Origin of the sequence: Halomonas campaniensis, from assembly GCF_014193375.1 — a bacterium.
GTDB lineage: Bacteria > Pseudomonadota > Gammaproteobacteria > Pseudomonadales > Halomonadaceae > Halomonas > Halomonas campaniensis.
In genome coordinates, this window is the sequence record NZ_JACHZF010000004.1 from 156,605 (window position 1) to 182,248 (window position 25,644).

28 protein-coding genes and 1 pseudogene are annotated in these 25,644 nt (G+C 67.5%); 18 read left to right on the forward strand and 11 right to left on the reverse strand.

Annotated elements, in window-relative coordinates:
- Positions 1 to 109 precede the first annotated feature (109 nt).
- Positions 110 to 841 carry a FadR/GntR family transcriptional regulator gene (locus BDK63_RS03660; protein WP_183329970.1) on the forward strand — a complete coding sequence of 244 codons (732 nt, stop codon included), beginning with the start codon at positions 110 to 112 and terminating at the stop codon, positions 839 to 841.
- 130 nt (positions 842 to 971) lie between these two features.
- Here BDK63_RS03660 and BDK63_RS03665 read toward each other — a convergent pair whose 3' ends face one another.
- Both BDK63_RS03665 and BDK63_RS18775 read right to left on the reverse strand, forming a co-directional pair.
- Positions 972 to 1,868, reverse strand: coding sequence for a diguanylate cyclase (locus BDK63_RS03665; RefSeq protein ID WP_183329971.1), 897 nt, complete (start codon positions 1,866 to 1,868; stop codon positions 972 to 974).
- 121 nt (positions 1,869 to 1,989) lie between these two features.
- Positions 1,990 to 2,484: pseudogene (locus tag BDK63_RS18775) on the reverse strand (GAF domain-containing protein); the annotation flags it as partial.
- A gap of 272 nt (positions 2,485 to 2,756) precedes the next feature.
- Between BDK63_RS18775 and BDK63_RS03670 the strand changes: the two are divergent.
- From BDK63_RS03670 to BDK63_RS03695, 6 genes are all read left to right on the forward strand, one after another.
- A complete protein-coding gene (locus BDK63_RS03670) occupies positions 2,757 to 3,944 on the forward strand; it encodes an alcohol dehydrogenase catalytic domain-containing protein (protein WP_183329972.1) in 1,188 nt (395 codons plus the stop codon).
- Positions 3,941 to 4,996: a proline racemase family protein gene (locus BDK63_RS03675; protein WP_183329973.1), complete on the forward strand. Its 1,056-nt coding sequence runs from the start codon at positions 3,941 to 3,943 to the stop codon at positions 4,994 to 4,996. Before BDK63_RS03670 ends, BDK63_RS03675 begins: the two co-directional genes overlap by 4 nt.
- Positions 4,997 to 5,106: 110 nt before the next feature.
- Positions 5,107 to 5,511, forward strand: coding sequence for a ribonucleotide reductase subunit alpha (locus tag BDK63_RS03680; RefSeq protein ID WP_183329974.1), 405 nt, complete (start codon positions 5,107 to 5,109; stop codon positions 5,509 to 5,511).
- A 137-nt stretch (positions 5,512 to 5,648) separates the two neighbouring features.
- Positions 5,649 to 6,212 carry an alkyl hydroperoxide reductase subunit C gene (ahpC, locus tag BDK63_RS03685; protein ID WP_183329975.1) on the forward strand — a complete coding sequence of 188 codons (564 nt, stop codon included), beginning with the start codon at positions 5,649 to 5,651 and terminating at the stop codon, positions 6,210 to 6,212.
- Positions 6,213 to 6,377: 165 nt separating this feature from the next.
- A complete protein-coding gene (gene ahpF, locus BDK63_RS03690) occupies positions 6,378 to 7,934 on the forward strand; it encodes an alkyl hydroperoxide reductase subunit F (protein ID WP_183329976.1) in 1,557 nt (518 codons plus the stop codon).
- Positions 7,935 to 8,126: 192 nt separating this feature from the next.
- Positions 8,127 to 9,824 (forward strand): bifunctional diguanylate cyclase/phosphodiesterase, encoded by a 1,698-nt coding sequence (locus BDK63_RS03695; protein ID WP_183329977.1) that lies wholly within the window; start codon positions 8,127 to 8,129, stop codon positions 9,822 to 9,824.
- A gap of 34 nt (positions 9,825 to 9,858) precedes the next feature.
- On the opposite strand, the gene BDK63_RS03700 is transcribed toward BDK63_RS03695, so the two are convergent.
- The 3 genes from BDK63_RS03700 to flgA form a co-directional block, all read right to left on the reverse strand.
- Positions 9,859 to 10,308: a flagella synthesis protein FlgN gene (locus BDK63_RS03700; protein WP_183329978.1), complete on the reverse strand. Its 450-nt coding sequence runs from the start codon at positions 10,306 to 10,308 to the stop codon at positions 9,859 to 9,861.
- Positions 10,305 to 10,592 (reverse strand): flagellar biosynthesis anti-sigma factor FlgM, encoded by a 288-nt coding sequence (gene flgM, locus BDK63_RS03705; RefSeq protein WP_183329979.1) that lies wholly within the window; start codon positions 10,590 to 10,592, stop codon positions 10,305 to 10,307. Before flgM ends, BDK63_RS03700 begins: the two co-directional genes overlap by 4 nt.
- Before the next feature lie 111 nt (positions 10,593 to 10,703).
- Entirely contained in the window at positions 10,704 to 11,411 is a 708-nt protein-coding gene (gene flgA / locus BDK63_RS03710) for a flagellar basal body P-ring formation chaperone FlgA (protein ID WP_183329980.1), read from the reverse strand.
- 162 nt (positions 11,412 to 11,573) lie between these two features.
- Between flgA and flgB the strand changes: the two genes are divergently transcribed.
- The 11 genes from flgB to flgL all read left to right on the forward strand — a co-directional run bounded on the left by flgB (position 11,574) and on the right by flgL (position 21,651).
- A complete protein-coding gene (gene flgB / locus BDK63_RS03715; RefSeq protein ID WP_183329981.1) occupies positions 11,574 to 11,987 on the forward strand; it encodes a flagellar basal body rod protein FlgB in 414 nt (137 codons plus the stop codon).
- Positions 11,988 to 11,999: 12 nt separating this feature from the next.
- Complete coding sequence (gene flgC / locus BDK63_RS03720) at positions 12,000 to 12,407, forward strand: flagellar basal body rod protein FlgC (protein ID WP_183329982.1); 408 nt, start codon at positions 12,000 to 12,002, stop codon at positions 12,405 to 12,407.
- A gap of 4 nt (positions 12,408 to 12,411) precedes the next feature.
- A complete protein-coding gene (locus BDK63_RS03725; RefSeq protein ID WP_183329983.1) occupies positions 12,412 to 13,104 on the forward strand; it encodes a flagellar hook assembly protein FlgD in 693 nt (230 codons plus the stop codon).
- Positions 13,105 to 13,139: 35 nt separating this feature from the next.
- Positions 13,140 to 14,372, forward strand: coding sequence for a flagellar hook protein FlgE (gene flgE, locus BDK63_RS03730; protein ID WP_183329984.1), 1,233 nt, complete (start codon positions 13,140 to 13,142; stop codon positions 14,370 to 14,372).
- A gap of 25 nt (positions 14,373 to 14,397) precedes the next feature.
- The gene (locus BDK63_RS03735; RefSeq protein WP_183329985.1) at positions 14,398 to 15,156 is read left to right on the forward strand and encodes a flagellar basal body rod protein FlgF; all 759 of its coding nucleotides are present in this window, start codon (positions 14,398 to 14,400) and stop codon (positions 15,154 to 15,156) included.
- Between the two features lie 45 nt (positions 15,157 to 15,201).
- On the forward strand, positions 15,202 to 15,984 hold the full coding sequence (flgG, locus tag BDK63_RS03740) for a flagellar basal-body rod protein FlgG (protein ID WP_183329986.1): 783 nt from the start codon (positions 15,202 to 15,204) through the stop codon (positions 15,982 to 15,984).
- A gap of 25 nt (positions 15,985 to 16,009) precedes the next feature.
- Positions 16,010 to 16,705, forward strand: a complete 696-nt coding sequence (locus BDK63_RS03745) for a flagellar basal body L-ring protein FlgH (RefSeq protein WP_221202495.1) — start codon at positions 16,010 to 16,012, stop codon at positions 16,703 to 16,705.
- A gap of 8 nt (positions 16,706 to 16,713) precedes the next feature.
- Positions 16,714 to 17,844: a flagellar basal body P-ring protein FlgI gene (locus tag BDK63_RS03750; protein ID WP_183329987.1), complete on the forward strand. Its 1,131-nt coding sequence runs from the start codon at positions 16,714 to 16,716 to the stop codon at positions 17,842 to 17,844.
- A gap of 1 nt (position 17,845) precedes the next feature.
- Complete coding sequence (gene flgJ, locus BDK63_RS03755) at positions 17,846 to 18,970, forward strand: flagellar assembly peptidoglycan hydrolase FlgJ (RefSeq protein ID WP_183329988.1); 1,125 nt, start codon at positions 17,846 to 17,848, stop codon at positions 18,968 to 18,970.
- Positions 18,971 to 19,051: 81 nt separating this feature from the next.
- On the forward strand, positions 19,052 to 20,713 hold the full coding sequence (flgK, locus tag BDK63_RS03760) for a flagellar hook-associated protein FlgK (RefSeq protein WP_183329989.1): 1,662 nt from the start codon (positions 19,052 to 19,054) through the stop codon (positions 20,711 to 20,713).
- A gap of 17 nt (positions 20,714 to 20,730) precedes the next feature.
- The gene (flgL, locus tag BDK63_RS03765) at positions 20,731 to 21,651 is read left to right on the forward strand and encodes a flagellar hook-associated protein FlgL (RefSeq protein ID WP_183329990.1); all 921 of its coding nucleotides are present in this window, start codon (positions 20,731 to 20,733) and stop codon (positions 21,649 to 21,651) included.
- A 120-nt stretch (positions 21,652 to 21,771) separates the two neighbouring features.
- Here the strand turns inward: flgL and fliR are convergent, their stop codons facing one another.
- The 6 genes from fliR to fliM are packed head-to-tail and all read right to left on the reverse strand — an operon-like array spanning position 21,772 to position 25,633.
- Entirely contained in the window at positions 21,772 to 22,569 is a 798-nt protein-coding gene (fliR, locus tag BDK63_RS03770) for a flagellar biosynthetic protein FliR (RefSeq protein ID WP_183329991.1), read from the reverse strand.
- 10 nt (positions 22,570 to 22,579) lie between these two features.
- Positions 22,580 to 22,849: a flagellar biosynthesis protein FliQ gene (gene fliQ / locus BDK63_RS03775; RefSeq protein ID WP_183329992.1), complete on the reverse strand. Its 270-nt coding sequence runs from the start codon at positions 22,847 to 22,849 to the stop codon at positions 22,580 to 22,582.
- Between the two features lie 16 nt (positions 22,850 to 22,865).
- On the reverse strand, positions 22,866 to 23,573 hold the full coding sequence (gene fliP, locus BDK63_RS03780) for a flagellar type III secretion system pore protein FliP (protein WP_183330018.1): 708 nt from the start codon (positions 23,571 to 23,573) through the stop codon (positions 22,866 to 22,868).
- A 47-nt stretch (positions 23,574 to 23,620) separates the two neighbouring features.
- The gene (fliO, locus tag BDK63_RS03785; RefSeq protein WP_183329993.1) at positions 23,621 to 24,079 is read right to left on the reverse strand and encodes a flagellar biosynthetic protein FliO; all 459 of its coding nucleotides are present in this window, start codon (positions 24,077 to 24,079) and stop codon (positions 23,621 to 23,623) included.
- Positions 24,076 to 24,594: a flagellar motor switch protein FliN gene (gene fliN / locus BDK63_RS03790; RefSeq protein ID WP_183329994.1), complete on the reverse strand. Its 519-nt coding sequence runs from the start codon at positions 24,592 to 24,594 to the stop codon at positions 24,076 to 24,078. The genes fliO and fliN overlap by 4 nt, the downstream gene beginning before the upstream one ends.
- Positions 24,587 to 25,633 carry a flagellar motor switch protein FliM gene (gene fliM, locus BDK63_RS03795; RefSeq protein WP_183329995.1) on the reverse strand — a complete coding sequence of 349 codons (1,047 nt, stop codon included), beginning with the start codon at positions 25,631 to 25,633 and terminating at the stop codon, positions 24,587 to 24,589. The genes fliN and fliM overlap by 8 nt, the downstream gene beginning before the upstream one ends.
- Positions 25,634 to 25,644: the final 11 nt, after the last annotated feature.

Sequence of the window (25,644 nt, forward strand, 5' to 3'; positions counted from 1 at the left end):
GATCTCGAGTCGTCTGCAAGCGGGAAATGACAGAACGTCCAACCATTTCGGCATCGACAAATCAAAATTCGCTTCGATGCGGCACGCCACGCCAACACGAGACGCCAGCATGAGCCTGAAACGCCAGCCCACCCTGCCGCTCACTTCCATGGAGAGTTTCGGCAGCTCCATCGACCGCAGCTCCGTCGCCCTGCAGCTGCTGGAACGCATCAAGGCGGCGCTGATTCGCGGTGAACTCCAGCCGGGCGATTACCTGCCGTCGGAGACCGAACTGACCCAGAGCCTGGGGATCGGCAAGTCGAGCGTTCGCGAGGCCATCAAGATGCTCCAGGCGATCGGCATCGTGGAGGTCAAGCGGGGGCAGGGCACCATGATCTGCCGCGAACCGGGCGCCCCCCTGGTGGACCCGATGGCCTTCGGCATGATCCTGGCCCGGGGCATGACGCGAGACGTGCTCGAGTTCCGCAGGATGTTCGAGCCGGCCTATACCCTGCAGGCCATGCACAATGCCCGGCCGGAGGACCACGTGCGCATCGGGCGGAGCATCGAGGCCATGGCCACGGCGATCGCCAACGGGGAGCAGACGGCGCGTCACGATGTCGCCTTCCACCGGGCGATCCTTCAGGCGACCCACAACCCGATGACCATCCGGGTGGGCGAGACCCTGATCCAGCTGATCGAGGCGGCCCTGGAAACCTCCATGCAGACGCTTCCGGAGGTCGCCCTGAAGGACCACCGGGCGATCTATGCCGCCTTCCAGGCGGGCGACGAGGCGGCGGTAAAGGCGGCCATCGAGATCAGCAGCGAGAGCTGGGAGACCAACCTGACCTACGTCGACTGACAGCCCACCGCATGTTCGTGATCGGGAAAATCAGTCCAGTGTTTACAACTGCCAGGTTCATCAGTAACGCGTGAATAAACCGTTGTCGCTCCCCTTGAAGGGCCCATGAGTTGGCATCTGCCCCGATGCGTCAGCACGCCCGCTGCTGCTCCTGAGGGAATGGCTCGGCGGCATGCGTGAGGACCCGGTTGCGACCGGCATGCTTGGCGGCGTACAGCGCCCGGTCGGCTTGCGCCATCATCTGCCCCAGCGGGTCGGGGGCATCGCCGGACTGGCGGGCGATCCCCAGGCTGATCGACATCGCGACGCGAGCCTGGCCGCCCCCTGGCACGTCCACGTGGAAGGGCGCCTCGGCGACGCGCCGCCGCAGCCGTTCGGCCAGCGCCAGGGCCTGGTCGTCCTGCATGCCGCTGATCAGCACCGCGAACTCCTCGCCGCCCAGGCGCACCAGGCAGTCATCCGGGCGAAGCTCGTGGCGAAGCCGCTTCACCATCAGGCGCAGCAGGGCGTCGCCGACCGGGTGGCCGTGGGTATCGTTGATCTGCTTGAAGTGGTCGATATCCAGCAGGATGAGGTGGCGGTCCATCGCGTCCTGCTCCGCCCCCTCGAGGTGTCGCGCCAGGCCGCGGCGGTTGAGGGCGCCGGTCAGGGCGTCGAGCTGGGAGGCGGCCAGCGCCTGCTCCTCGTGCTGCTTGCGCCGGCTGATATCGAGCAGCAGGCCGGCGATGGCGACCGGCCGTCCCTGCTCGTCATGCTGGAACTCGGCGATGATCTCGTGCCAGACCCAGGCGTGGCCGGCGAGCCGCAGCCGGGCATCCAGGCGGAACTGGGCGCTTCCGTCGCCGCCCCGCACGCGCCTCAGCGCCGTCCAAAGCCCGGCGCGATCCACCGGATGGAGCCGGGCGAGCAGGCGACGCAGGGGAACGCGCGGGTAGGTCTCCGGGTAGCCCAGCGTCGCCTTGAGCGCCTGGGAGCACCATACCCGGCCATTGCGCAGGCTGACCTCCCAGACCCCGCAGTCGGCCACCTTGTGGAACAGCTCGATCTGGCGGGAACGGTGGTTCAGCTGGTAGCGGTAGAGGGCGGCCGCGATCAGCTGGCCGGCGGCCTCGAGCAGGTCGAGCCCGGGGCCCCTGCCAGCCGACGGCGCGCTCGCAGTCGTCGATGCCCAGGGTGCCCCACCACTGGCCGTTGACGAAGATGGGCACCGTGGCCATGGACCGGATCGCCTGGCTCTCGAGGTTGGTGCGTAGCGGCCCCGACGGCATGGCGGGAACGCAAAGGTCGTGACGTTTCCCCGCCTGTCGCTCCTCGACCAGCCGGCGATAGAGCGGATCCTCGAGGGACGAGGAGAAGAAGCGGAAGCGGCGCTGGTCCAGCTGCCGATAGCGCGCCGACGCGGCCCACTCGAAGACATAGTCCTGGACCACCGCGTCGGCCTGTACCTCCAGGAGCTGGAAGATCCAGACGCGGCTCGCCCCGGTGGCGTGGCCGATCTCCGCCAGCAGCCGGTCGACCCCGTCGGCCCAGTGCTCGGCCCCCAGCAGGGCGCTGCCGCCACGGCTCAGTGCCGCCAGGCAGTCCGCGGGATCGATCGGGGCCGGGGTGGTTGTCGTGGCGGAACGGGCGGGGCGGCCTGGCATCGAGCACGCTTCCTGTCGGGTGGGGATCTGGTGCAGCTTCGTCGATACCGGCAGGGATGCCAAGCCGCGATGCGTCCGGCGTCTCAACGGCCCTGGATGACGCCGCGTCACCGGGCAGCAAAAACCCCAACTCCAGGGCCCGAAAACGGAAAATAAAATCGCCCCGATCGGCCCCGGGGGCTCTCGGGTCGCGCCCCCAAGGTCTGCTATCGTCTCGCACTGGATCCACGCCCCGTGTCCCTGTCCCGGGGCCCCCACAGAGGAGGCAGCAGATGGCAAGCGAACCCCGCGATGCGACCCTACCCGCCACCATGTCGGCCATGCTGCTGACCGGCCATGGCGACATCGACCAGCTGGTCTACCGTGACTATGTGCCCGTTCCCCGCCCCGGGCCGGGCGAGGTGCTGGTGCGGGTCACCGCCACCGCCAAGAACAACACCGACCGCAAGGCCCGCGAGGGGCTCTACCCGGTGAAGAAGGGCCAGGTGACCTCCTTTGCCATGGGCGGCGAGCCGACCCTGACCTTCCCGCGCATCCAGGGCGCCGATATCGCCGGGCGGGTGGCGGCGGTGGGCGAGGGCGTCGATCCGGCGCGGATCGGCGAGCGCGGCCTGCTCGACTTCAACCTCTATGCCGATGCCCGCCGCGACATCAACCTGACCCCGGACTACTACGGCCACGGCGCCGACGGTGGCTTCGCCGAGTACGTCGCCGTGCCCGCGGACCAGTTCCACCACGTGCCCAACCCGGCGCTTGCCGATGCCGAGCTGGCCGCCCTGGGCATGTGCTCCTACCAGACCGCCTACCATATGATGACGTCCGCCCGAGTTAGCGCGGGTGAACGAATTCTCGTCAGCGGGGCCAGCGGCGGGGTGGGCACCGCGCTGATCCAGCTCTGTCGCATCGTCGGGGCGATTCCCTATGCGGTGAGCCAGCCGGAGAAGGCCGATGCGCTGAAGGCGCTGGGCGCCGAGGCGGTGATCGACCGCGGTGACCTCGGGAGCTTCGTTGCGCGGGTGCTGGAGGCCACCGGCGGCGCGCCCATCGACGCGGTGATGGACCTGGTCGGCGGCGAGATGACAGACCTGTTCATCGACACCATGATCCACGACATGAAGGCGCGGACCACCTATCCGCGGCTCTCCATTGCCGGCGCCAGCGGCGGCAACATCTCGGAGATCCTCTGGACGCGCATCTACCTCTATCAGGTGCAGATCTTCGGCGTCTCCCACGGCACCCGCGAGGAGGCCGAGCAGCTGGTCGAATGGATTCGCTCCGGCGAACTCAAGCCGGTGCTCCATGCCGCCTTCAGGCTCTCCGAGCTGCACGCCGCCGAGCGCTACTTCGTCAGCCGCGGCAGCAATTTCCTGGGCAAGATCGTCATCGTCCCCGATGCCCAGTGGGACGAGCACGGTGCCCCGTTCGCCCTTGCCACTCCCCAAGCGGAGCGCCCGTCATGAACCCGTCACCGGCCCCCGGGGCCCTCACCCTGCGCCTGATGGACACCCACGCCGGCGGCGACGTCAGCCGCATCGTGCTCGGCGGCATCGACCCGCTGCCCGGTGACACCGTGCGCGAGCAGATGCACTACCTGCGTGACGACGCCGACGGCCTGCGCAAGCTGCTGCTCTTCGAGCCCCACGGCGTTCCCGAGATGTCGGTGGATCTGATCGTGCCGGCCACCGACCCGGAAGCCGCCGCGGGCTACATCATCATGGAGGTGATGGGCTACCCCATCTACTCCGGCTCCAACACCATCTGCACCGCCACCGCGGTGCTCGAGGCCGGCATCGTGCCCAAGCGGGAAGGGGTGCAGCACTTCACCCTGGAGGCCCCGGCGGGGCGGGTGAAGATCGAGGCCCGGGTGGAGAACGGGGTGGTGGAGGCGATCACCTGCGAGGGGCTGCCCAGCTACATCGACACCTACCGGGCGACGATCCATGTGCCCACCCTCGGCGAGGTCACCTACTCGGTGGCCTACAGCGGCGGCTTCTACGCCCTGGTGGACGCCACCGAGCTGGGCTTCTCGCTGGTACGCGAGGAGGAGCGGGCGCTGGCCGACTGCGCCCACCGCATCGTCGAGGCGATCCAGGCGGAGCGCGGCTTCTCCCACTACACCCTGGGCGACGTGGGGCCGCTGCCCTTCCTGCACTTCATGGGGCCGGTGGAGCAGGTGGCCGATGACTTCTACCGCTCCCGCTCCACCACCTACGTGCACCCGGGGGTGATCTGCCGCAGCACCACCGGCACCGGCACCTCGGCGCGCCTGGCGCTGATGAACCACGAAGGGCGCATCCGCCCCGGGGATCGGCTGGAGACCGTCTCCCTGCGCGAGACCGGCTTCATCGGCACCTTTACCGGCACCCATCGGGAAGGGCCGCACACCGTGGTGGAGAACACCATCACCGGCAAGGCCTTCGTGCTGGCCCACTCGGACATCGTCGTCAACTGCGACGACCCCCTGGTGGAGTGCTCCGGCCTGCACCATATCCTCAGCGCCCGCCACGGCTGAGTCTTGCCCCCGCCATCTTGACTCGGCCGATCCGCCAGCCTGCCCCTTGAGCCCTCGGGCGAAAGGGGTCAGGCTGGCGCTCATTCCCCACCCTTGCCCTGGAGGCCTTCGTGTCCATCACCAACTTTGCCGACCTGGTCAGCGAGGCTCGCCTGCAGCCCGACGCCCAGCGCCTGCTCTTCGTCTTCACCCGCGCCGAGCTGCCGGACAACCCCACCGCCGAGCAGCGCCGGCACTTCGAGCAGGGCGTCGGCGGCGTGCTGACCCCGGCACTCTGCGTCGACAAGGCCCCGGAGGAGCTCAGCGACATGGCCGCCCTGGTGGCGGAGTCGAGGGAGACGGGCATCGAGTGGGACATCGTCTTCGTCGGCGCCCTCTCCGGCCGCGGCGGCGAGGCGCCGAGCGCGGAGCAGGCCGAGGCCCAGCTCGAGCGCATGGTGGAGTCGCTCAAGATGGGCAACGTCGATCAGTTCCTGGCGCTGGACCGCCAGGGTGAGGCGGTACGCATCGGCTGACCTCCGCTCGTCATCTCCATAGGGTTGAATTATCAGTTCGATGGCACCATTCAATTTACGCTATCGGGAGATGCGGGCTACCATGCGCTCCGTATCTCGGTCACCCCTCATACCAAAGTCGAAAGGAGCATTGTCGAATGTCCCTGCTGAACACCGAAGTCAAGCCGTTCAAGGCCACCGCCTACCACAACGGTGAGTTCGTTGACGTCACTGAAGAGAGCCTCAAGGGCCAGTGGAGCATCTTCTTCTTCTACCCGGCCGACTTCACCTTCGTCTGCCCCACCGAGCTGGGCGACCTGCAGGACAAGTACGAAGAGTTCAAGAAGATGGGCGTCGAGATCTACAGCGTCTCCACCGACACCCACTTCACCCACAAGGCGTGGCACGACAGCTCCGAGACCATTGGCAAGCTGCAGTACCCGATGATCGCCGACCCGACCCTGCAGATCTCCCGCAACTTCGAGGTGCTGATCGAGGAAGCCGGGCTGGCCGACCGTGGCACCTTCGTCGTCGACCCGGATGGCAAGATCCAGATCATCGAGCTGAACGCCGGCAACATCGGCCGTAACGCCGAGGAGCTGCTGCGCAAGGTCAAGGCCGCTCAGTACGTTCGCGCCAACCCGAACGAAGTGTGCCCTGCCAAGTGGAAGGAAGGCGAAGAGACCCTCGCCCCGTCCCTGGACCTGGTCGGCAAGATCTAAGCGACTCGCTCCCGCCGCGAGGCCCCTCCCGGGGCCTCGCCGCCTCACCCGGGCGTCCCCGCCCGGGTGTCTTCGAACCGTCACAAGCACGCCTCGAGCGGCGCCTCCGGCGTTCGCACGGCCCCCTTGTGACCCCGTTACGCGCACATGAAGGAACCCGCTGTCATGTTGGACGACACTCTGAAAAGCCAGCTCAAGGCCTATCTGCAGAAGGTGACCCAGCCGTTCGAGATCGTCGCGTCCCTCGATGACGGCGCCAAGTCGCAGGAGCTGCACGGTCTGCTGACCGAGATCGCCGCCCTGTGCGACAAGATTTCCCTGCGCACCGACGGCCAGGACGCGCGCCGGCCGTCGTTTGCGCTGAACCGCCCCGGCCAGGAGACCGGCATCGTCTTCGCCGGCATCCCCATGGGCCACGAGTTCACCTCCCTGGTGCTGGCGCTGCTGCAGGTGGGCGGCCACCCGCCCAAGGCCTCCGACGAGGTGATCGAGCAGATCCGGGGCCTCGAGGGCGAGCTGCGCTTCGAGACCTACTACTCGCTCTCCTGCCAGAACTGCCCCGACGTGGTCCAGGCACTGAACCTGATGGCGCTGCTCAACCCGAATGTGCGCCACGTGGCCATCGACGGCGCCCTGTTCCAGGACGAGGTCGAGGAGCGCCAGGTGATGTCGGTGCCCAGCATCTACCTCAACGGCGAGCCCTTCGACCAGGGCCGCATGAGCCTGGAGCAGATCCTCGCCAAGGTGGATACCGGCGCCGCCAGGCGCGAGGCCTCCAAGCTCAACGAGAAGGACCCCTTCGACGTGCTGGTGGTGGGCGGTGGCCCGGCCGGCGCCGCGGCGGCGGTCTACGCCGCCCGCAAGGGCATCCGCACCGGCGTTGCCGCCGAGCGCTTCGGTGGCCAGGTGCTCGACACCATGGCCATCGAGAACTTCATCTCCGTCTCCCACACCGAGGGCCCCAAGCTGGCCGCGGCGCTGGAGGAGCACGTCAAGGAGTATGAGGTCGACATCATGAACCTGCAGCGTGCGGTCAAGCTGGTGCCGGCGGCCCAGCCGGGCGGCGAGCACGAGGTGCAGTTCGAGTCCGGGGCGAGCCTGAAGAGCAGGACGCTGGTGCTGGCCACCGGCGCCCGCTGGCGCGAGATGAACGTGCCGGGCGAGGCCGAGTACCGCAACAAGGGCGTGGCCTACTGCCCCCACTGCGACGGCCCGCTCTTCAAGGGCAAGCGCGTGGCGGTGATCGGCGGCGGCAACTCCGGCGTCGAGGCGGCCATCGACCTGGCCGGCATCGTCGGCCACGTGACCCTGATCGAGTTCATGGACGAGATGCGCGCCGATGCCGTGCTGCAGAAGAAGCTGAAGAGCCTGCCCAACGTCGACATCATCCTCGGCGCCCGCACCACCGAGGTGAACGGCGACGGCACCCGCGTCAACGGCCTCACCTATGAGGAACGTGCCAGCGGCGAGATCAGGAAGCTCGACCTGGAAGGCATCTTCGTGCAGATCGGCCTCGTGCCCAACACCGAGTGGCTCAAGGGCTCCCCGGTGGAGATGTCCGAGCGCGGCGAGATCATCACCGACGCCCACGGCACCACCAGCGTGCCCGGCATCTTCGCCGCCGGCGACGTGACCACCGTGCCCTACAAGCAGATCATCATCGCCATGGGCGAGGGATCCAAGGCGGCACTCGGCGCCTTCGACCACCTGATCCGCAGTTGATCGGCGGGGCCCGGGCTCAGCGTCCAGGGCCCCGGCCATCGCAACGACGCCCCCGCAGGCCTGGCCTGCGGGGGCGTCGTGTTTTTCGGGAATGATCCAACTCAGTAAAAGAAAGATTTCTTCATCAAGTTTCAGCGCCCCGGGCCGAAACTAGATAGAGTCAGGATATAGCCCCCCTACCCAGGAGACGCCATGGCCTCCGATGCCTCTGGCCCGCCCTTGCCGCCCTCCTTCGGGAAGGGGCGCCGCGCCGTTTCCGCCCACCCGGCCCGCCAGGCGATGCTGGCCTTCGAGCGTGCTCCGGTTGGCCTGGCCACGGTGGATGGCGATGGTCGTCTCCAGGCGGTCAATCCACGCTTCTGTGAGCTGGTGGGATCGACGGAGGTCGCCCTGCGTGGCCGGTTGGCCAGCGAGCTGCTGCCGGTGGGGGAGGCCCTTGTCTCGTCAGCCGAGGAGGGGGCGCCGGTGAGCTGGTATCAGCTATCGCCAGACGCCGACCATGCGCCGCCCGGCGACCTGCTGCTGGCCGTGGGCCGCAGCGATGATGCGACGATGCGGCTGCTGACCCTGGTGCGACGCGACGAGCTGCCGGGGATCCCGGAGCAGGATGCGCTGACCGGCTCGACCAGCCAGGGGCTCTTCCAAGATCGCCTCCGCCATGCCATGGAGCGCGCGGATCGGCTCGACCAGGGCCTCGCCCTGCTGCTTGTCCAGCTCGATCCGTTCCAGTCGCCGGCCAAGGGGGTAGTGGAGGCGGAGCTGGTCCGTCAGGTGGCCCGGCGAATCCGGCAGACCTTCCGCCAGGAAGATACCGTGGCCTGGTTCGGCAAGGCCCGCTGGGGGGGGCTGATCGAGCATCCGGTGACGCCCGAGAGCCTGCAGACCGCGGCGCTACGTTTCCAGGAGGCCATGGATGCCCCCTTTCACCTGGCCGGCAGGATGCAGCTGCTCACTACCTCGATCGGTATCGCCCGCTACCCCGATGATGCCGAGGATGACGTCGCCCTGATGGAGCAGTCGGAGGTGGCCCTGCGGCGCGCCGTCCGCTCCGGCCCGGGCCACCATGAGTTCTTCGAACCGCGCCTGCGGCGTCGCCTGGAAGAGCGGGCGGTCTTCCTGAGTCAGCTTCAGGAGGCCCTGCTGTCGCCGGGCCAGCACTTCCACCTCGTCTACCAGCCCCAGGTCGATCTGGCCAGTGGCCGGTGCCTCGGTCTGGAAGCGCTGGTGCGCTGGCAGCACCCTCGCCTGGGGCTGCTCTACCCCCGCGATATCCTGCCCATGGCCTCGGAGCTGGACCAGGTGATTCGCCTGGACCGCTGGGTGGTGGAGCGGGTGATCCTACAGCGCCGACAGTGGCATGAGGCGGGGTCGCCACTGGCCGGACTCGGCCTGTCGGTCAACCTCGACCCCTCCATGCTCGAGCAGACGGTCTTCGACGGACGGCCGCTGGACCACTACCTGCGCCAGCAGGCCACGGCGCTGGACTGGCTCAGCCTGGAGATCAAGGCGAGCGGACTGGAGCTCATGGGCGAGGCCCACGTCCACCTGCTCAAGCGGCTTCGCCAGCTGGGGGTCTCCCTGGTGGTGGACGATATCGGCACGGCCCCCGTTTCCCTGCCCCGCCTGGCATCACTGCCCCTGTCGCGGGCAAAGCTCAACCGCGAGCTGGTCAGTGCGCTCGGCCGGCGGGCCCTGTCGAAAAGGGTGCTGGCCGCCATGACGGCCGGGCTGAAGGCGCTGGGCCTGGAGACGGTGGCGGTCGGCGTGGAGACCGAGGCCCAGTGCACCTCGGTCGATGCCTTGGGCATCGCCCTGGTGCAGGGGAATGTCATCTCGCCCCCGCTGGCGACGGGCGAGCTGGCGGCGTGGCTGGAGGCGCGTGGGAAATAGCGGGAGGGGGGCGAAGCGGCGGTGAGGGCGATGCTCAGGCCGATGTGCTGAGGCGGCCCGACTGGCGTCCGGAGCGCCCGCTGGGATCATAGAGGGTCTTCTCCGACACCTCGTGGATGAAGTCGAGCATCTGCTGGTTGTGCTTCAGCCGCATGCCGAGCAGCTGGCCGGCCAGGTCGTTGAGGCGGGCAGTCCGCTCGGTGGCGGCCAAGCAGGCCTCCCAGGCGCCCAGGCAGTTTGCATCCTTCGCCGCGGCCAGCGAGCCGGCCGGGTCCATCGGATAGCCGAGCCGCTGCTGTACCTGGCGGCGCAGGGTTTCCGTCCGCTCCAGTTCGGCCAGCAGCTCTCGTTTCCGGCGGGCGATGCCCTTGAGCAGCTCGCCGTCGACCTGGCCGACCGTCAGCGCCTCCAGCTCCTGCTCGAGCAGCCGGACCAGCTCGCTAAGGCGTGCCTGCTGGTCGCTCAGCAGTCTGGCCAGACTCATGCCTTGTCGTTCCCCAGCAGGTCACGCACGCTGGCGATCAGCCCGTCGGCGATGCGGTCGGCTCGAATCTCCAGGCGGCCCTCGCGAATGGCCTCGCGAATCTCCTCCACCCGGGCGGTATCGATATCCTGTCGGGTATCGGCCGCGCGCTGACTCAGGTGGGTCATGGCCGCGGGGCCGGCGTCCTTGGAGCCCGGCTGATCAGCGCCCTTGACCTTCTGGGTCTCGTCGCGCTGCTGGGCCTGACCGGGGCGGATCAGCGGGTTGTGGTTGTCGATCTTCAAGATGATTGCCTCTTGACCGGTGCACTGTTCAGGGGTCTTGCCTCTGATATCGGCCGGTCGACGGGGAACTTTAGCCCATGTGGTGAAGGGGGCAGCCTAGCCAAGGGCCCGTCAGAAGTCCACGACCAGCCGGCCGTTTCCAACCACCCTAGCCGTCACCAACTCTCGGCTGCCGAAGCGAACCCTCACCCGCTCGCCATGGCCCCCCGGCTCCAGTGCCTCTCCCTCGCGCGTCACTCGAAAGCTGGGCCCCTGAGCTTCGACCACCACGGCCTGGCCGCGTTCGACCAGGGTGGGGGCCTGGAACTGATGCGCCTGCAGCGTTTCGCCGGCGCGGATCGGGCGGCTGGCCTGCTGGCCCAGCAGCTCATCCGCGTCGAGGATCGCATGCCGGGGCAGCCGGCTGAGGTTGCCGCGACGAGTCTCCAGCAGGTCAGCCGTAACGAGGGTGCCCGCGGCCATGTCCCGGGCGGCGACCGGATAGTCGCCGATGACTCCCACCTCGGCCTGCAGATAGCGCACCTGTCGGCCCTGCTCGCCGCAGCGCACCCCCACCGAGACGCGCCCCATCACCGGCTGGCCGGCATGGGGCAGGAAGGGCTGGGGGGAGTTGCAGGCCGGCAGGTGCGCCGAGGGGGGGCGCACCTCGATCACCACTTCGTCACCCAGGCGGTTCGCCTCGTCATAGAGGAAGGCATGTACCTCGGCCAGCATGGCCTCGTCCGCGGACGAGGCCATGCTGGCCAGCAGCAGGGCCGCCGCCATCAGGAGGCGGGGCAGGCGGTTGGGGGTGCGGGTCTGGCGGCAGGCTTGGGGCATGGCGGGCTCGGGTGACAAGGGGCCAAGGGCATTCTAGAACGCCTGCCCCGCGAGAAAGAACCGAAATGGAGGGGGAACACGGGGCTGTTCGACCCTTTGGGCTGACGACGGCCTGGCTATTCTGCATCGTCAACAAATGCCGTTTGCACAGGAAGCGCCGGGATGATCGACCAGCTCGAGGCCGCGTTCAACTACCACCAGCAGGCGCTGGGGCTTCGTCAGCAGCGCCACAAGGTGCTGGCCAGCAATATCGCCAATGCCGACACGCCAGGCTACAAGGCGCGGGACATGGACTTCGCCGCCGAGCTGAAGCAGGCCGTGGCGAACGGCAATGGAAGCGGTAAGGGCCTGTCACTGGCCCGCACCTCGGAGCGGCATATCGTCGGCCAGGGTCTGCCTCACGGCGACGCCGGGCTGCTCTACCGCGTGCCCGACCAGCCCAGCCTGGACGGCAATACCGTGGACATGGATCGCGAGCGCACCGCCTTCGCCGACAACTCGGTGCGCTACCAGGCCGCCCTCACCATCCTCAACAGTCGCATTCAGGGCCTCAAGAACGCCATGCAGCCCGAGTAAGGAGCTACCTCCATGTCGATGTTTTCCGCCTTTGATATCGCCGGGTCGGCCATGAGCGCCCAGTCCCAGCGCATGAACGTCACCGCCAGCAACCTGGCCAACGCCGACAGCGTGGCCGGCCCCGGCGGCGAGGCCTACCGCGCCAAGCAGGTCATGTTCGAGAGCCGGGCCGCCGCCGCCCACGGCATCGGCGGCGTGGGGGTGCGCGAGGTGGTCGAGGACCCGACCCCGATGCGCCTCGAGTACCGGCCCGAGCACCCGCTGGCCAATGACGAGGGCTACGTGACCATGCCCAACGTCGAGCCGGTGCACGAGATGGTCAACATGATCTCCGCGTCGCGCTCCTACCAGGCCAACGTCGAGGTCATGAACACCACCAAGCAGATGATGATGAAGACCCTGACACTGGGCGAGGGCTGATCCCATGACCTCTCCCATCGGCAGCAACGTCCTCAACACCGTCAATGCTGGGGCCCCAGCGGGCATGGCCAGCCGTCAGTCCGACGAGCTGCGCGACAACTTCATGACGCTGCTGATAACCCAGCTGCAGAACCAGGACCCGCTCAACCCGCTGGAGAACAACGAGCTGACCTCCCAGCTGGCCCAGATCAACACCGTCAGCGGCATCGAGCAGCTCAACAAGACCCTTGACGGCATCACCAGCCAGATCGGCGCCGGCCAGACCATGCAGGCCGCCGGACTGATCGGCCAAGGCGTGCTGGTGCCGGGGGATCGCGTGCTGCTGGAGCGGGACGCGGAGGGGCAGGCTCATGCCACGCCCTTCGGCATCGAGCTGGCGGAGTCGGCGGATAACGTGCGGGTCACCATCGTCGGCGGCGATGGCCAGGTCATCAATCGCTATGACATCGGCCCTGTCAGCGCCGGGGTGGAGTCCTTCACCTGGGACGGCAGGACCCGCGAGGGGGAAGGCGCAATTCCCGGCGCCTACCGGGTGCGCATCGAGGCGCTTCGCGGCGAGGAGGCCCTGTCCGCCGAGACCCTCAACTACGCCGTGGTGGGCGGTGTGACCCCGCCGGATGGGCAGGGCGGCGTCCGCCTGGACTTGGGCGCCATCTATGGCCAGGTCGGGCTCGACCAGGTCAAGCAGATTCTCTGAACACGTATACAGGCCGGTAGGCAGAGGAAGTCGACATGAGTTTTTCACAAGCGCTGAGCGGCCTGAACGCCGCCAAATCCAACCTGGGCGTGCTGGGCAACAACATTGCCAACTCCCAGACCGTGGGCTTCAAGGGCGCCAGCTCCCAGTTCGCGGATGTCTTCGCCAACTCCCAGGTGGGCCTGGGCACGCGGGTCTCGGCGGTGCTCCAGGACTTCAGCGAGGGCAACATCGAGGCCACCAACCGCAACCTCGACCTGGCGATCAGCGGGCAGGGCTTCTACCGCTTCGAGCAGGCGGGAGAGATCGTCTACTCCCGCAACGGCCAGCTCACCCTGACGCCGGATGGCTTCCTTCAGAACGCCCAGGGCGCGCGGATCATGGGCTATGGCCTCAACGCCCAGGGTCAGGTTCAGGCCGGCGGCCAGCCCCAGGTGCTGACCGTGCCCGCCGACGAGATGCCGGCCAGCGCCACCACCAACGTGGCGACGACCTTCAACCTGGATTCGCGCAAGGCAGAGGGTGAGGGCCTCAGCGTTTCCGAGGTGACGAATATCGCGACCGATAATCCCCAGGATATCAACTACCACTATTCCAATAACTTTACCGTCTACGACTCGCTGGGCAATCCTCGTAATGTCACCGTGTATTATGAAAAGACCGCTTCAAACACTTGGGATGCCAAGGTGGTGATGGACGGTAGTTACGATGCGAATAACGATTTCCAGGTCGAATTCGACAACAGCGGAACACTGGCTGCCCCTGTGGCGGGTGCTATGCCGGAACTGACCTTCGATGACACGACACTGGGTGACGATCCGGAAGATCTGACATTCACTCTCAATGTCGCCGGCTCCACCCAGTTCGGTAATACCTCCACCACCAGCGCCCTGACCCAGAACGGCTATACCTCGGGCGCCCTGGTCGGCATCACCATCCAGGACGACGGCACCATCATGCGCAACTACGCCAACGAGCAGTCGCGCCCGGCGGGTCAGATCGCCCTGGCCAACTTCCGTAACCCGGAGGGCCTCAACGCCGCGGGTGACAACGTCTGGACGGCCACCAACGCCTCCGGCCAGGAGTTGCTCGGCGCCCCGGGCACCGGCGTGCTGGGCAGCGTGGTCTCCGGCGCCATCGAGACCTCCAACGTGGACATGGCCAAGCAGCTGGTCGACATGATCGTCTCCCAGCGCGCCTACCAGGCCAACTCCCAGACCATCAAGACCCAGGACGAGCTCCTGCAGACCGCCATCAACCTGCGCTGAGGCGGCTGACACGGGAGCCTGAACCATGGATCGCATCCTCTATACCGCCATGAGCGGTGCCAAGCAGAGCATGGACCAGCAGTCGGTGGTCAGCCACAACCTGGCCAACGTCGACACCGCGGGCTTCCGCGCCCAGCTGCACGCCATGCGCGCCGTGCCGGTGCAGGGCGAGGCCGCGCTGGCCACCCGCACCTCGGTGGCGGCCTCGACGCCGGGCAGCGACTTCAGCCCGGGCCCCATGGCTACTACCGGCCGTGAGCTGGACGTGGCCATCGACGGCAACGGCTGGATCGCCGTCCAGGCCGCCGACGGCACCGAGGCCTACACCCGCCGCGGCGACCTGCAGGTGGACGGCGACGGCCTGCTAATGGTCACCGGCCGCCCGGTGATCGGCGAGGGCGGCCCGATCATCGTGCCGCTGGGCGCCCAGCTCTCCGTGGGCGCCGACGGCACCCTGAGCGCCATCGGCGAGGGCCAGGGGCCCGAGGCGCTGGTCGACGTGGGCCGCATCAAGCTGGTCGATCCCGGCCAGGCGGCGCTACTGCGTGGCGACGACGGCCTGTTCCGTCCCGCCGCCAATGCCGAGGGTGAGGTCGTGCCGCTGGGCCAGGACGAGGACGTCCGGGTGGTCAGCGGCGTGCTCGAGGGCAGCAACGTCAGCGCCATCGAGGCCATGGTGTCGATGATCGACGTCGCCCGCCGCTATGAGATGCAGATGAAGGTGATCAGCACCGCCGACGAGTCCGCCCAGCGCGCCAACAACCTGCTCTCCCTGCAGGGCTGAGGGTTCTCCTTACAGGGCTGATGCCCGAGCAACAGGAATGCTTCCATGATCAAGTCACTCTGGACCGCCAAGACCGGCCTGGAATCCCAGCAGGTCAAGCTGGACGTCATCTCCAACAACCTGGCCAACGTCAGCACCAACGGCTTCAAGCGCAGCCGGGCGGTGTTCGAGGATCTGCTCTACCAGAACCTGCGCCAGCCGGGTGCCCAGAACGACGTGCAGAACCGTCTCCCCTCCGGCATGCAGGTCGGTACCGGTGTGCGTCCGGTGGCCACCGAGCGGCTCCACACCCAGGGCGGGCTCGAGAACACCGAGAACTCCCGTGACCTGGCCATCAATGGCAACGGCTTCTTCCAGGTGCTGATGCCCGACGGTTCCACCGCCTATACCCGCGACGGCAGCTTCCAGCTCGACGAGAACGGCCAGATGGTCACCGCCAACGGCTACCCCCTGGAGCCGGCGATCATCATTCCCGACAACGCCCTGTCGGTCTCCATCGGCGAGGATGGCACCGTCTCGGTGACCCAGCCGGGCGTGGCCCAGTCACTGCAGGTGGGCCAGATCAGCATCTCCACCTTCGTCAATCCGACGGGGCTGGAGAGCATCGGCGGCAACCTCTACCTGGAGACTACCTCCTCCGGCCCGCGCAACGAGACCATGCCGGGCATGAACGGCGCCGGTCGGCTCTTCCAGGGCTACGTGGAGACCTCCAATGTCAACGTGGTCGAGGAGATGGTCAGCATGATCCAGACCCAGCGGGCCTACGAGATCAACAGCAAGGCGGTGCAGACCAGCGACGAGATGCTGGCGCGCCTGGCACAGCTGTAAGGCCCCAGGGCCGGGAGAGACGACCATGATGCCGAGGATCATCCTGCGCGCCGCCGCGCTGCTGACGGCGCTTGCCCTGCTGACCCTGGCCGGCTGTGCCCAGGTGCCCCGCGCCTCGGTGGTGGGCGAGCAGGAGCAGATCGACATCTCCGAGCCGCCGCCCCGGCAGGCCAACGGCTCGATCTACCAGGCCCACCGCGGCTACCAGCCGCTGTTCGAGGATCGTCGTCCGCGCATGGTGGGCGACATCCTGACCATCGTGCTGGACGAGCAGGTCAGTGCCAGCAAGAACGCCCAGTCCAACATGTCCCGAAACGGCTCGGCGGAGCTCAATCTGTCAGCGCTGCCCGATGTGCTGGAGCGCCTGGCCGAGGAAGGTATCGACCTCTCCGGTGACCTTTCCGGCAATAGCAGCTTCAACGGGGGCGGCGGCTCCCAGGCCAGCAACAGCATGACCGGCACCATCACCGTCTCGGTGCTGGAGGTGATGCACAACGGCAACCTGAGGGTGCGGGGCGAGAAGCAGATCGCCATCAACCAGGGGGTGGAGTTCATCCGCTTCTCCGGGGTGGTCAATCCGCGCACCATCACCGGCCAGAATACCGTGCCCTCCACCTCGGTGGCCGATGCGCGCATCGAGTACGTGGGCAACGGCTACATCAGCGAGGCTCAGCACATGGGCTGGCTGCAGCGCTTCTTCCTCAACATCTCGCCGTTCTAGGGGGCAGCATGCATCGCGTGTCCAAGATCGTTTCCTCACGCTGGCTGGCCAGGTGGCTGCTGGTGGCGCTCGCCTGCCTGGTGGCGCTGCCGGCCCAGGCAGAGCGTATTCGGGAGCTTGCGACCTTCGCCGGCGTGCGCGACAACGTGCTGGTCGGCTACGGCCTGGTGGTGGGCCTCGACGGCACCGGCGACCAGACCATGCAGGCGCCCTTCACCGGCCAGAGCCTGACCAACATGCTGTCGCAGCTGGGCATCACCGTGCCGCCCGGCACCAACATGCAGCTGCGCAACGTCGCCGCAGTGATGATCACCGCCGACCTGCCACCCTTCTCACGCCCCGGCCAGCGCATCGACGTCAACGTCTCCTCGGTGGGCAACGCCCGCAGCCTGCGCGGTGGCACCCTGCTGATGACGCCGCTCAAGGGGGCCGATGGCGAGACCTACGCCATCGCCCAGGGCAACCTGCTGGTGGCCGGCGCCGGTGCCGAGGCCGGCGGCAGCAGCGTGCAGATCAACCAGCAGGCTGGCGGGCGCATCGCCGGCGGTGCCATGGTCGAGCGCGAGGTGCCCCTGGCGCTCGGCGCCAATGGCGGACTGCTCGAGCTGGAGCTCAAGGAGGCCGACTTCGGCACCGCCCAGCGGGTGGTCAGTGCCATCAACCAGGAGTTCGGTCGCCCGGTGGCGGCGGCACGCAACGGCCGGGTGATCGCCCTGGACGGGCCGACCAACGACAACTCCCGGGTCAACTTCATGGCGCAGGTGGAGAATATCCGCGTCACCCCCACCGAGGCGCCGGCCAAGGTGGTACTCAACTCCCGCACCGGCTCGGTGGTGATGAACAGCGCCGTGACCCTGCGCCGCGCCGCGGTGGCCCACGGCAATCTTTCCATCGTCATCGACACCCGCTTCGGCGTCAGCCAGCCGTCGCCCTTCGGCGAGGGTGAGACGGTGGTGATCCCCGATACCGACATCGAGATCGAGCAGCAGGACGCTTACCTGCAGGTGGTGGAGGGCGCCGATCTGATCGACGTGGTCAACGCCCTCAACGCCCTCGGGGCCACTCCCCAGGACCTGATGGCGATCCTCGAGGCCCTGAAGGCCTCCGGCTCCCTGCGCGCCGATCTGGAGATCCTCTGACATGAGCCTGGACACCACCGGCGGCCAGTTCGCCCTCGACATGCAGGGCCTGCAGCGGCTCAAACACAGCGCACGCCAGGACCCTTCCCAGGGCGTACGCGGTGCCGCCGAGCAGTTCGAGGCGCTATTCATCCAGATGATGCTCAAGAGCATGCGGGATGCCGTGCCCACCACGGGACTGATCGACAGCAAGCAGACCGAGTTCTACCAGTCGCTGCTGGACCAGCAGTGGTCCCAGACCATGGCCTCCCGCGGCATCGGCCTGGCCGATAGCCTGGTGGTCCAGCTGGAGCGCAGCGGCATGGTGTCGGCCCCGCCGCAGCAGGGCAGCGCCGTCGATGAGCTGATCGCCGGGATTCCCCGCGGGGCACCCCGGCCCCTGCAGGATGCCCTGCGCCCCGATGCCGACAGCGGCGGTGAGGAAAAGGATGAGGCGGCCAGCGCCGATGGTGCCGAGCCAGTAACGCCCCCGGCCAGCTTCATGGAGGCCCTCGAGACCGCCCCGGTCGGCTTCATGGATCGCATGGCCGCCGTGCCGGCGGCCGAGCGGCAGACCCGCGGCGATGCGCGCAGTGAGCCGACCCCCGCCGTGAACGCCACCGGCGGCGGCGCCAGTCGCAGCGAGTCGGCACCGGATCATGTGCAGGCCTTCCTCGACCGGCTCACCGGCCCGGCCCAGGCGGCCAGCCGCAAGACCGGGGTGCCGGCCGAGCTGATCCTGGCCCAGGCGGCGCTGGAGACCGGCTGGGGGCGGCACGAGATCGCCACGGCGGATGGCCGCAACAGCCACAACCTGTTCGGCATCAAGGCCGGCAGCCAGTGGCAGGGGCCGACCACCGAGATCACCACCCACGAGTACCTGAACGGCCAGCGCACCCGGGTGAGTGACAGTTTCCGGGTCTACGGCTCCTTCGAGGAGGCGTTCACCGACTATGCCCGGCTGATCGGCGATAATCCCCGCTACGCGCGGGTGACCACGGCGCCCAGCGCCGAGCAGGCGGCCCGTGAGCTGCAGGCTGGCGGCTACGCTACCGACCCGGCCTATGCCGACAAGCTGATTGCGGTGATGAACACCCTGGGCCCCATGGCGCCTGGCAACGACTCCCTGGTCTTCCTGCGCTACTGAACCGGCAGCCGCCTGGCCTGGAATCCTAAAGACTTGATGGTGCTTGCCGATAGAGAGATATCGGCTTAAGGAACGGACAGCATGAGCATCTACTCCATCGGGCTCAGCGGCCTCAATGCCGCCCAGAACGCCCTGAACACCACCAGCAACAACATCAGCAACGTCTACACGCCGGGCTACAACCGGGAGCTGGTGATTCTGGGGGAGGGCCGCGGTGATGGCGGGGTGCGGGTCAACGATATCCAGCGCCAGTTCAACCAGTACGTGGCCAGCCAGCTCAATGCCGCCACCAGCAGCTCCAGCGCGCTGGCCGCCTACCAGGGCCAGGTGAGCCAGATCGACAACCTGCTGGCCGACCGCGAGGCCGGCCTGGCCCCGCTGATGCAGAACTTCTTCTCCTCGCTCGAGGACCTGGCCGGCGCGCCTTCCGATCCGGCGGCGCGCCAGGGGGTACTCGGCACCGCCGATACCCTGACGGCGCAGTTCCGGGCCTTCGACGGCTACCTGCAGGACATGCAGTCGGGCATCAACGGCCAGATCCGGGATGAGGTCACCCAGATCAACAATACCACCGAGCAGCTCGCCACCCTGAACCGCGAGATCGCCTTGGCTCGTGCGCGCACCGGCGAGGCGCCCAACGGCCTGCTCAACCAGCGCGACCAGCTGGTGGCCGAGCTCAGCGAGCGCATGGATGTGCGGCTCAATATCCAGGACGGCAAGACCTACAACATCAGCCTGTCCAACGGCCAGCCGCTGGTGGCGGGCACCAACCACTATCGCCTCGAGGCCATGGACGCGCCCAACGACCCGCAGCGCACCGTGCTGGGTATTCGCGACTCCAGCGGTAACCTGGCGGCGCTGCCGGAGAGTACCGTCCAGGGCGGCACCCTGGGTGGTCTGATGACGTTCCGCGCCGAGACCCTGGACAAGACCCAGAACCAGATCGGCCAGCTGGCCGTATCGCTGGCGGTGGGCTTCAACGCTCAGCATGCGAAAGGCATGGATCTCGATGGCGAAGTTGGGGGTGATTTCTTCTCCACCGGTGAGCCTCGAGTCTACGGAAACGCCCGCAACAGCAGTGATATCTCAGTAGGCAAGGCATTTGATCCGGTTCGCATCGGTGAGCTGGCTGCGACCGACTACGCCATTCGCTTCGAGGAAGGGGAGCCAGCCATTACCCGTAAGGACGACGGACAAGCCGTTATGCTTGAGGCTGGTGACTGGGACGCTGGCAGCAATACCCTAAGATTTGGCGGCATGACCCTGACCTTTGCCTCATCCCCCCAGGACGGGGACCGATTCGAGGTTCAGCCGGTTCGCCATGCCGCGGGAGACCTCAAGACCGAAATCAGTAAACTGGACAGGATCGCCGCCGCCCAGCCGGCCAACCCCGAGGATGACTCGGCGGTCTGGGAGTTCACCGGCACCGGCGACAATCGCAACGCCCTGGCGCTGCAGGGCCTTCAGGATCAGATGCTGGTCGCCGATCGTGCGTCACTCAGCCAGGCCTATGCGGGCCTGGTCAGCGACGTGGGTAACCGCACCAATATCGTCCAGGTCAATCTCGAGGCCCGCCAGGGGCTGACCGACCAGCTCAAGGCGGTACAGCAGTCCGAGTCCGGCGTGAACCTGGACGAGGAGGCCGCCAACCTGCTGCGCTACCAGCAGTTCTATGCCGCCAACGCCCGGGTCATCGATACCGCCTCGACGATCTTCGACACCATCCTCGGCCTGCGTAGCTGATTCAGGGGAAGCACACGATGCGTATCAGCACCGTCACCATGTATGAGCAGAGCGTGAACTCCATGAACCGCCAGCAGGGCGAGTTCATGAAGGTGGGTCAGCAGATCGCCACCGGCCGCCGGGTGGTGAACCCCTCCGACGATCCCCAGGCGGCCTCCCGTGCGGTGGGCGTCTCCCAGGCCAAGGCGGTCACCCAGCAGTTCGCCGACGCCCGCGTCAGCGCCCGCAACTCCCTCTCTCAATCGGAGAGCGTGCTCAACAGCGTCAGCGACGCCATCACCAGCGCCAAGACCCTGATGGTGCAGGCCGCCAGCGACACCCTGAGCGATGTCGATCGCCAGTCGGTGGCCTCGGAGCTGCGCGGCATCTACGAGACCCTGATCGGCCAGGCCAATGCCACCGACGGCAACGGCCGCTACCTGTTCGGCGGCTTCAATGACGATGCGCCGCCGTTCCAGAAAAACGAAACTACCGGTGCTATCGAGTATCAGGGTGACCTGAACGTGCGGGAGCAGCGTATCGACGCCTCTCGCCTGTTGCCGGTCGTCGATCATGGACAAACCATCTTCCGGCACGGCCCCGGTGGCGATGCCACCGACCTGTTCCAGACCATGGAAACCGCGCTGGAGGCGCTCGAGAACCCGAGAGGGCCAGACTTCAGGGACGACATCAACAGCGTGATGCGCGAGCTCGACAACAGCCTCGACAACGTGCTGACCGTGCGTGCCTCGGTGGGCGCGCGCCTCAACGAGTTGGACGTGGTGGATGCCGTGGGCGGCAACCGCATGCTCAACTACGAGCAGACCCTCTCCGACCTGGTCGACCTGGACTACGCCGAGGCGATCTCCGAGTACAGCCTGCGCCAGGTCGGGCTCCAGGCGGCCCAGAAGGCCTTTGTGGACATCAAGGGGCTGTCGCTCTTCGACTACCTGCGCTGACGCCCTCCCGTATGACGCCTGTCCCGGCTTGCCTCCCTGTCAGCCGGGATCCCTTGCCGCCTTGGCTTCCCGGCCCTGGCGGCTTTTTTGCGTCACGCGTTCCTTAGCCGGAGGCGGCGCTCAGGTCGCCGGTGGCAGCGGTGCCAGCGCCTCCAGCAGCTGGCGCATGAATTCCAGCGCGTTGGCGAAGAGACCCTGCAGGAAGCGGCCGATGTCGGTCATCAGCACCATCATCAGTGCCAGGCCCACGGTCAGCGAGGTGGGAAAGCCGATGTTGAAGACCGTCAGCTGGGGCGCCGAGCGGTTGAGGATGCCCAGTGCCAGGTTGATGATCAGCAGCGACCCGACCAGCGGCAGGGCCAGCAGCATGCCGGAGAGGAAGATGGTGCCACCGTAGCGCGCCAGCATCTCGAAGGCGCCGGCGTTGAAGCCCCCCAGGCCGATGGGAAGCGTCACGAAGCTGGTCGCCAGGATCTCCAGTACGATCAGGTGGCCGTTGAAGGCCAGGAACATCAGCAGGGTGACCATGTAGAGGTAGCGCGACAGCACCACCATGTTGGTGCCGCTGCTCGGGTCGAAGAAGGTGGCGAAGGCCAGGCCCATCTGCAGGCCGATGAATTCCCCGGTGGCCTGCACCACGGCGAAGGTGACCTGCATTACCAGGCCGATGGCGATGCCGATCAGCATCTGCTCCATCAGGATGCCCACGCCCGCCCAGGAGGCCAGCGGCACGTCCGGGACGCTGACCACCGGGGCGATGACGATGGCGACCAGCGCCGCCAGCCCCACCTTGGCCTGGTTCGGTACGCTGGAGTGCCCCCACAGCGGCGAGGCGGCCAGGAAGGCCGTGAGGCGGGCAAAGGGCCACAGGAAGGCCACCAGCCAACCATGCAGCTGGGCGAAGGTCACCTCGACCATGGCCGGCCCGTCACGACACCATCATCGGAATGTTGAGGAACAGCTCACGGGTGAAGTCGGTGATCAGCTTGAGCAGCCAGGGCCCGGCAAGGATCAGCACCAGGAAGACGCCCAGGATCTTGGGAATGAACGACAGGGTCATCTCGTTGATCTGGGTCGCCGCCTGGAAGAGGCTGACTGTCAGGCCCGTCAGCAGCGCCGTGAGCAGCAGCGGTCCCCCCAGGAAGAGGGTCACCTTCATGCCCTGGTAGGCCAGGCCCATCACCATCTCCGGGGTCATCGTCCGTCTCCTCGCGTCAGATGTAGAAACTCTGGGCCAGGGAGCCCACGATCAGCTGCCAGCCGTCCACCAGCACGAACAGCATCAGCTTGAAGGGCAGCGAGATGGTGATCGGAGGCACCATCATCATGCCCAGCGACATCAGCGTGCTGGCCACCACCAGATCGATGATCAGGAAGGGAATGAACACCATGAAGCCGATCTGGAAAGCGGTCTTCAGCTCGCTGGTGACGAAGGCCGGCACCAGAACACGCAGCGGCACGTCCTCCGGCCCCTGCATGGGGCCCGCCTCGGCCAGCCGGGCGAACAGCGCCAGGTCGGGTTCGCGGGTCTGGCCCAGCATGAACTCGCGGAACGGCTGCTGGGCCAGCTGCAGGAACTCCTCGAAGTTGATCTCCTCAGCGGAGAGCGGCAGCCAGGCCGTCTCGTAGACCATCTGGAACACCGGCGCCATGACGAAGAAGGTCAGGAACAGCGCCAGGCCCAGCAGCACCTGGTTGGGCGGCGTGGCCTGGGTGCCCATGGCGGTGCGCAGCAGGCTCAGCACGATGATGATGCGGGTAAAGCCGGTCATCATCAGCAGCAGGGCCGGCAGGAAGGCCATCGAGCTGAGCAGCAGCAGCGTCTGCAGCGACAGCGACCACTGCTGGCCGCCATCCTCCAGGGGCTGGCTGACGATGCCCGGGATCTGCTGGCCCAGTGCCAGGCCAGGCACCAGCAGCATTACCAGCCCGGGAAGCAGGGCCAGCAGGATGCGAGACAGGCGGCGTATCACGATCGGCCACGCCCCACGCCGGACCTGTCCTTGAGCCCCGCGTTGTGCTTGAGTGCCTTGGCGAAGCGCGTGGCGAAGCTGTCGCCGGCCTCGAAGCCGATGCCCCCGGCCGCGGGTTCGGCGGGGGCATCGGCCGGGGCCGGCAGCTCATGGAGCTTGCTCACCTGGCCGCCCCCCACGCCCAGCACCAGCCAGGTCTGCTCCACCTGGACGATCACCACCCGCTCGCGCTGGCCCACGGCGGTGGCCCCCACCACCTGCAGGCGGCCGCCGTGGCGCTGGCGGCTGACGCCGACCCGCTTCAGCACCGCACTGGCGGCCAGGATGATCAGCACCACCAGCGCCAGGGCGGCGGCGGTCTTGCCGAGGGTGGCCATGCCGATCAGGGCATCGCCGCCGGTCGTCACGGCCTCAAGGCCGCCGCCGGCGGCGTCGCGGGCGGGGGTGTCGCTCATCGGTTCAGCTTCTGCACGCGCTCGGAGGGGGTGATGATCTCGGTGATGCGGATGCCGTACTTGTCCTCGACCACCACCACCTCGCCCTGGGCGATCAGGTAGCCGTTGATCAGGATGTCCATCGGCTCCCCGGCCAGGCCGTCGAGCTCGATCACCGAGCCCTGGGCCAGCTCGAGCAGCTGCTTGATGGTGATTCGGGTGCGGCCGAGCTCAACGGCGAGCTTGACCGGGATGTCCATGATCATCTCAAGGTCGCGGGCGGCGGAAAGCGAGCCGCCCTGCTCCAGCGGGCGGAACACGCTGTCGCCGGCGGCGCGGGCCGGCTTCGGCGCCTCGGCGGGCTCCGGGGCCGCGTCAGCGGACTCGGCGGCCGCCTGCTCGGCCATGGCCGCGGCCCAGGGGTCCTCCTCCTCGCCGGGGGCGTCGCCCCGGGAGTCGGCCTTCTCCTGTTCGAACATGGCGTCGGCCCAGTCGTCGTCGCCGATGGGCTGATCGGGCTTCTTGGGATCAGTCATTCTTGGATTCCTTGGATGGCGGCGCCGAGCCCCTGACGAAGGCATCGGACGAGGCGGTGTTCTGGGCATGGTCGATCATGCGCAGCACGCGCAGGGCGCGCTGGTCATGCTGGCTGCCGTACTCGCACTCCATGACCGGTACGCCGTCGACCCGGGCGATCACCGTGTCGGGCAGCTCCAGGGGCAGGATGTCGCCCACCTTGAGCGCCATGACGTGGGCGATGCGCGTCGGAACCTGGGTGAAGTCGGCCACCAGCTCGACCTCGGAGTGGCGAATCTCGCCGGCCATGCGGCGTTTCCAGCTGCCGTCCTGGTCGTGGTGGCCGTCGTTGAGCGGGTTGGCCAGCAGGTCGCGCAACGGCTCGATCATCGAGTAGGGCATGCAGACCTGGAAGTTGCTCGACAGGTTGCCCACCTCGATGTTGAAGGAGGTGTTCACCACGATCTCGTTGGGCGAGTTGGTGATGTTGGCGAATTTCGATTGCATCTCCGAGCGCAGATAGCTGATCTCCAGGGGGTAGACCGACTTCCAGGACTCGCTGTAGGCGTCGATGGCCAGGTTGAGCAGGCGCATGATGATGCGCTGCTCGGTGTTGGTGAACTCCCGCCCCTCGGAGCGGGTCAGGAACCGCCCGTCGCCGCCGAACAGGTTGTCCACCACCATGAACACCAGGCTCGGCGGGAACACGATCAGCCCCGAGCCGCGCAGCGGCTTCATGGCGATCAGGTTGATGTTGGTCGGCACCGGCACGTTGCGCGAGAACTCGCTGTAGCTCTGGTAGCGCACCGTGTCCACGGTGATGTCGGCGCTGCGCCGCAGCAGGTTGAACATGCCCATGCGGAAGTGGCGGGCGAAGCGCTCGTTGATGATGTCCAGGGCGTGCAGGCGCTCGCGGATCACCCGGTGCTGGGTCGCCGGGTCGTAGGGGCGCATCCGCGATTCGTCGCGTCCGCCGGAGGAGGAGGACTCCTCCTCGCCGCTGACGCCCTTGAGCAGGGCGTCGATCTCTTCCTGCGAGAGCAGATCGTCTTGGGACATGGGGTCGATCC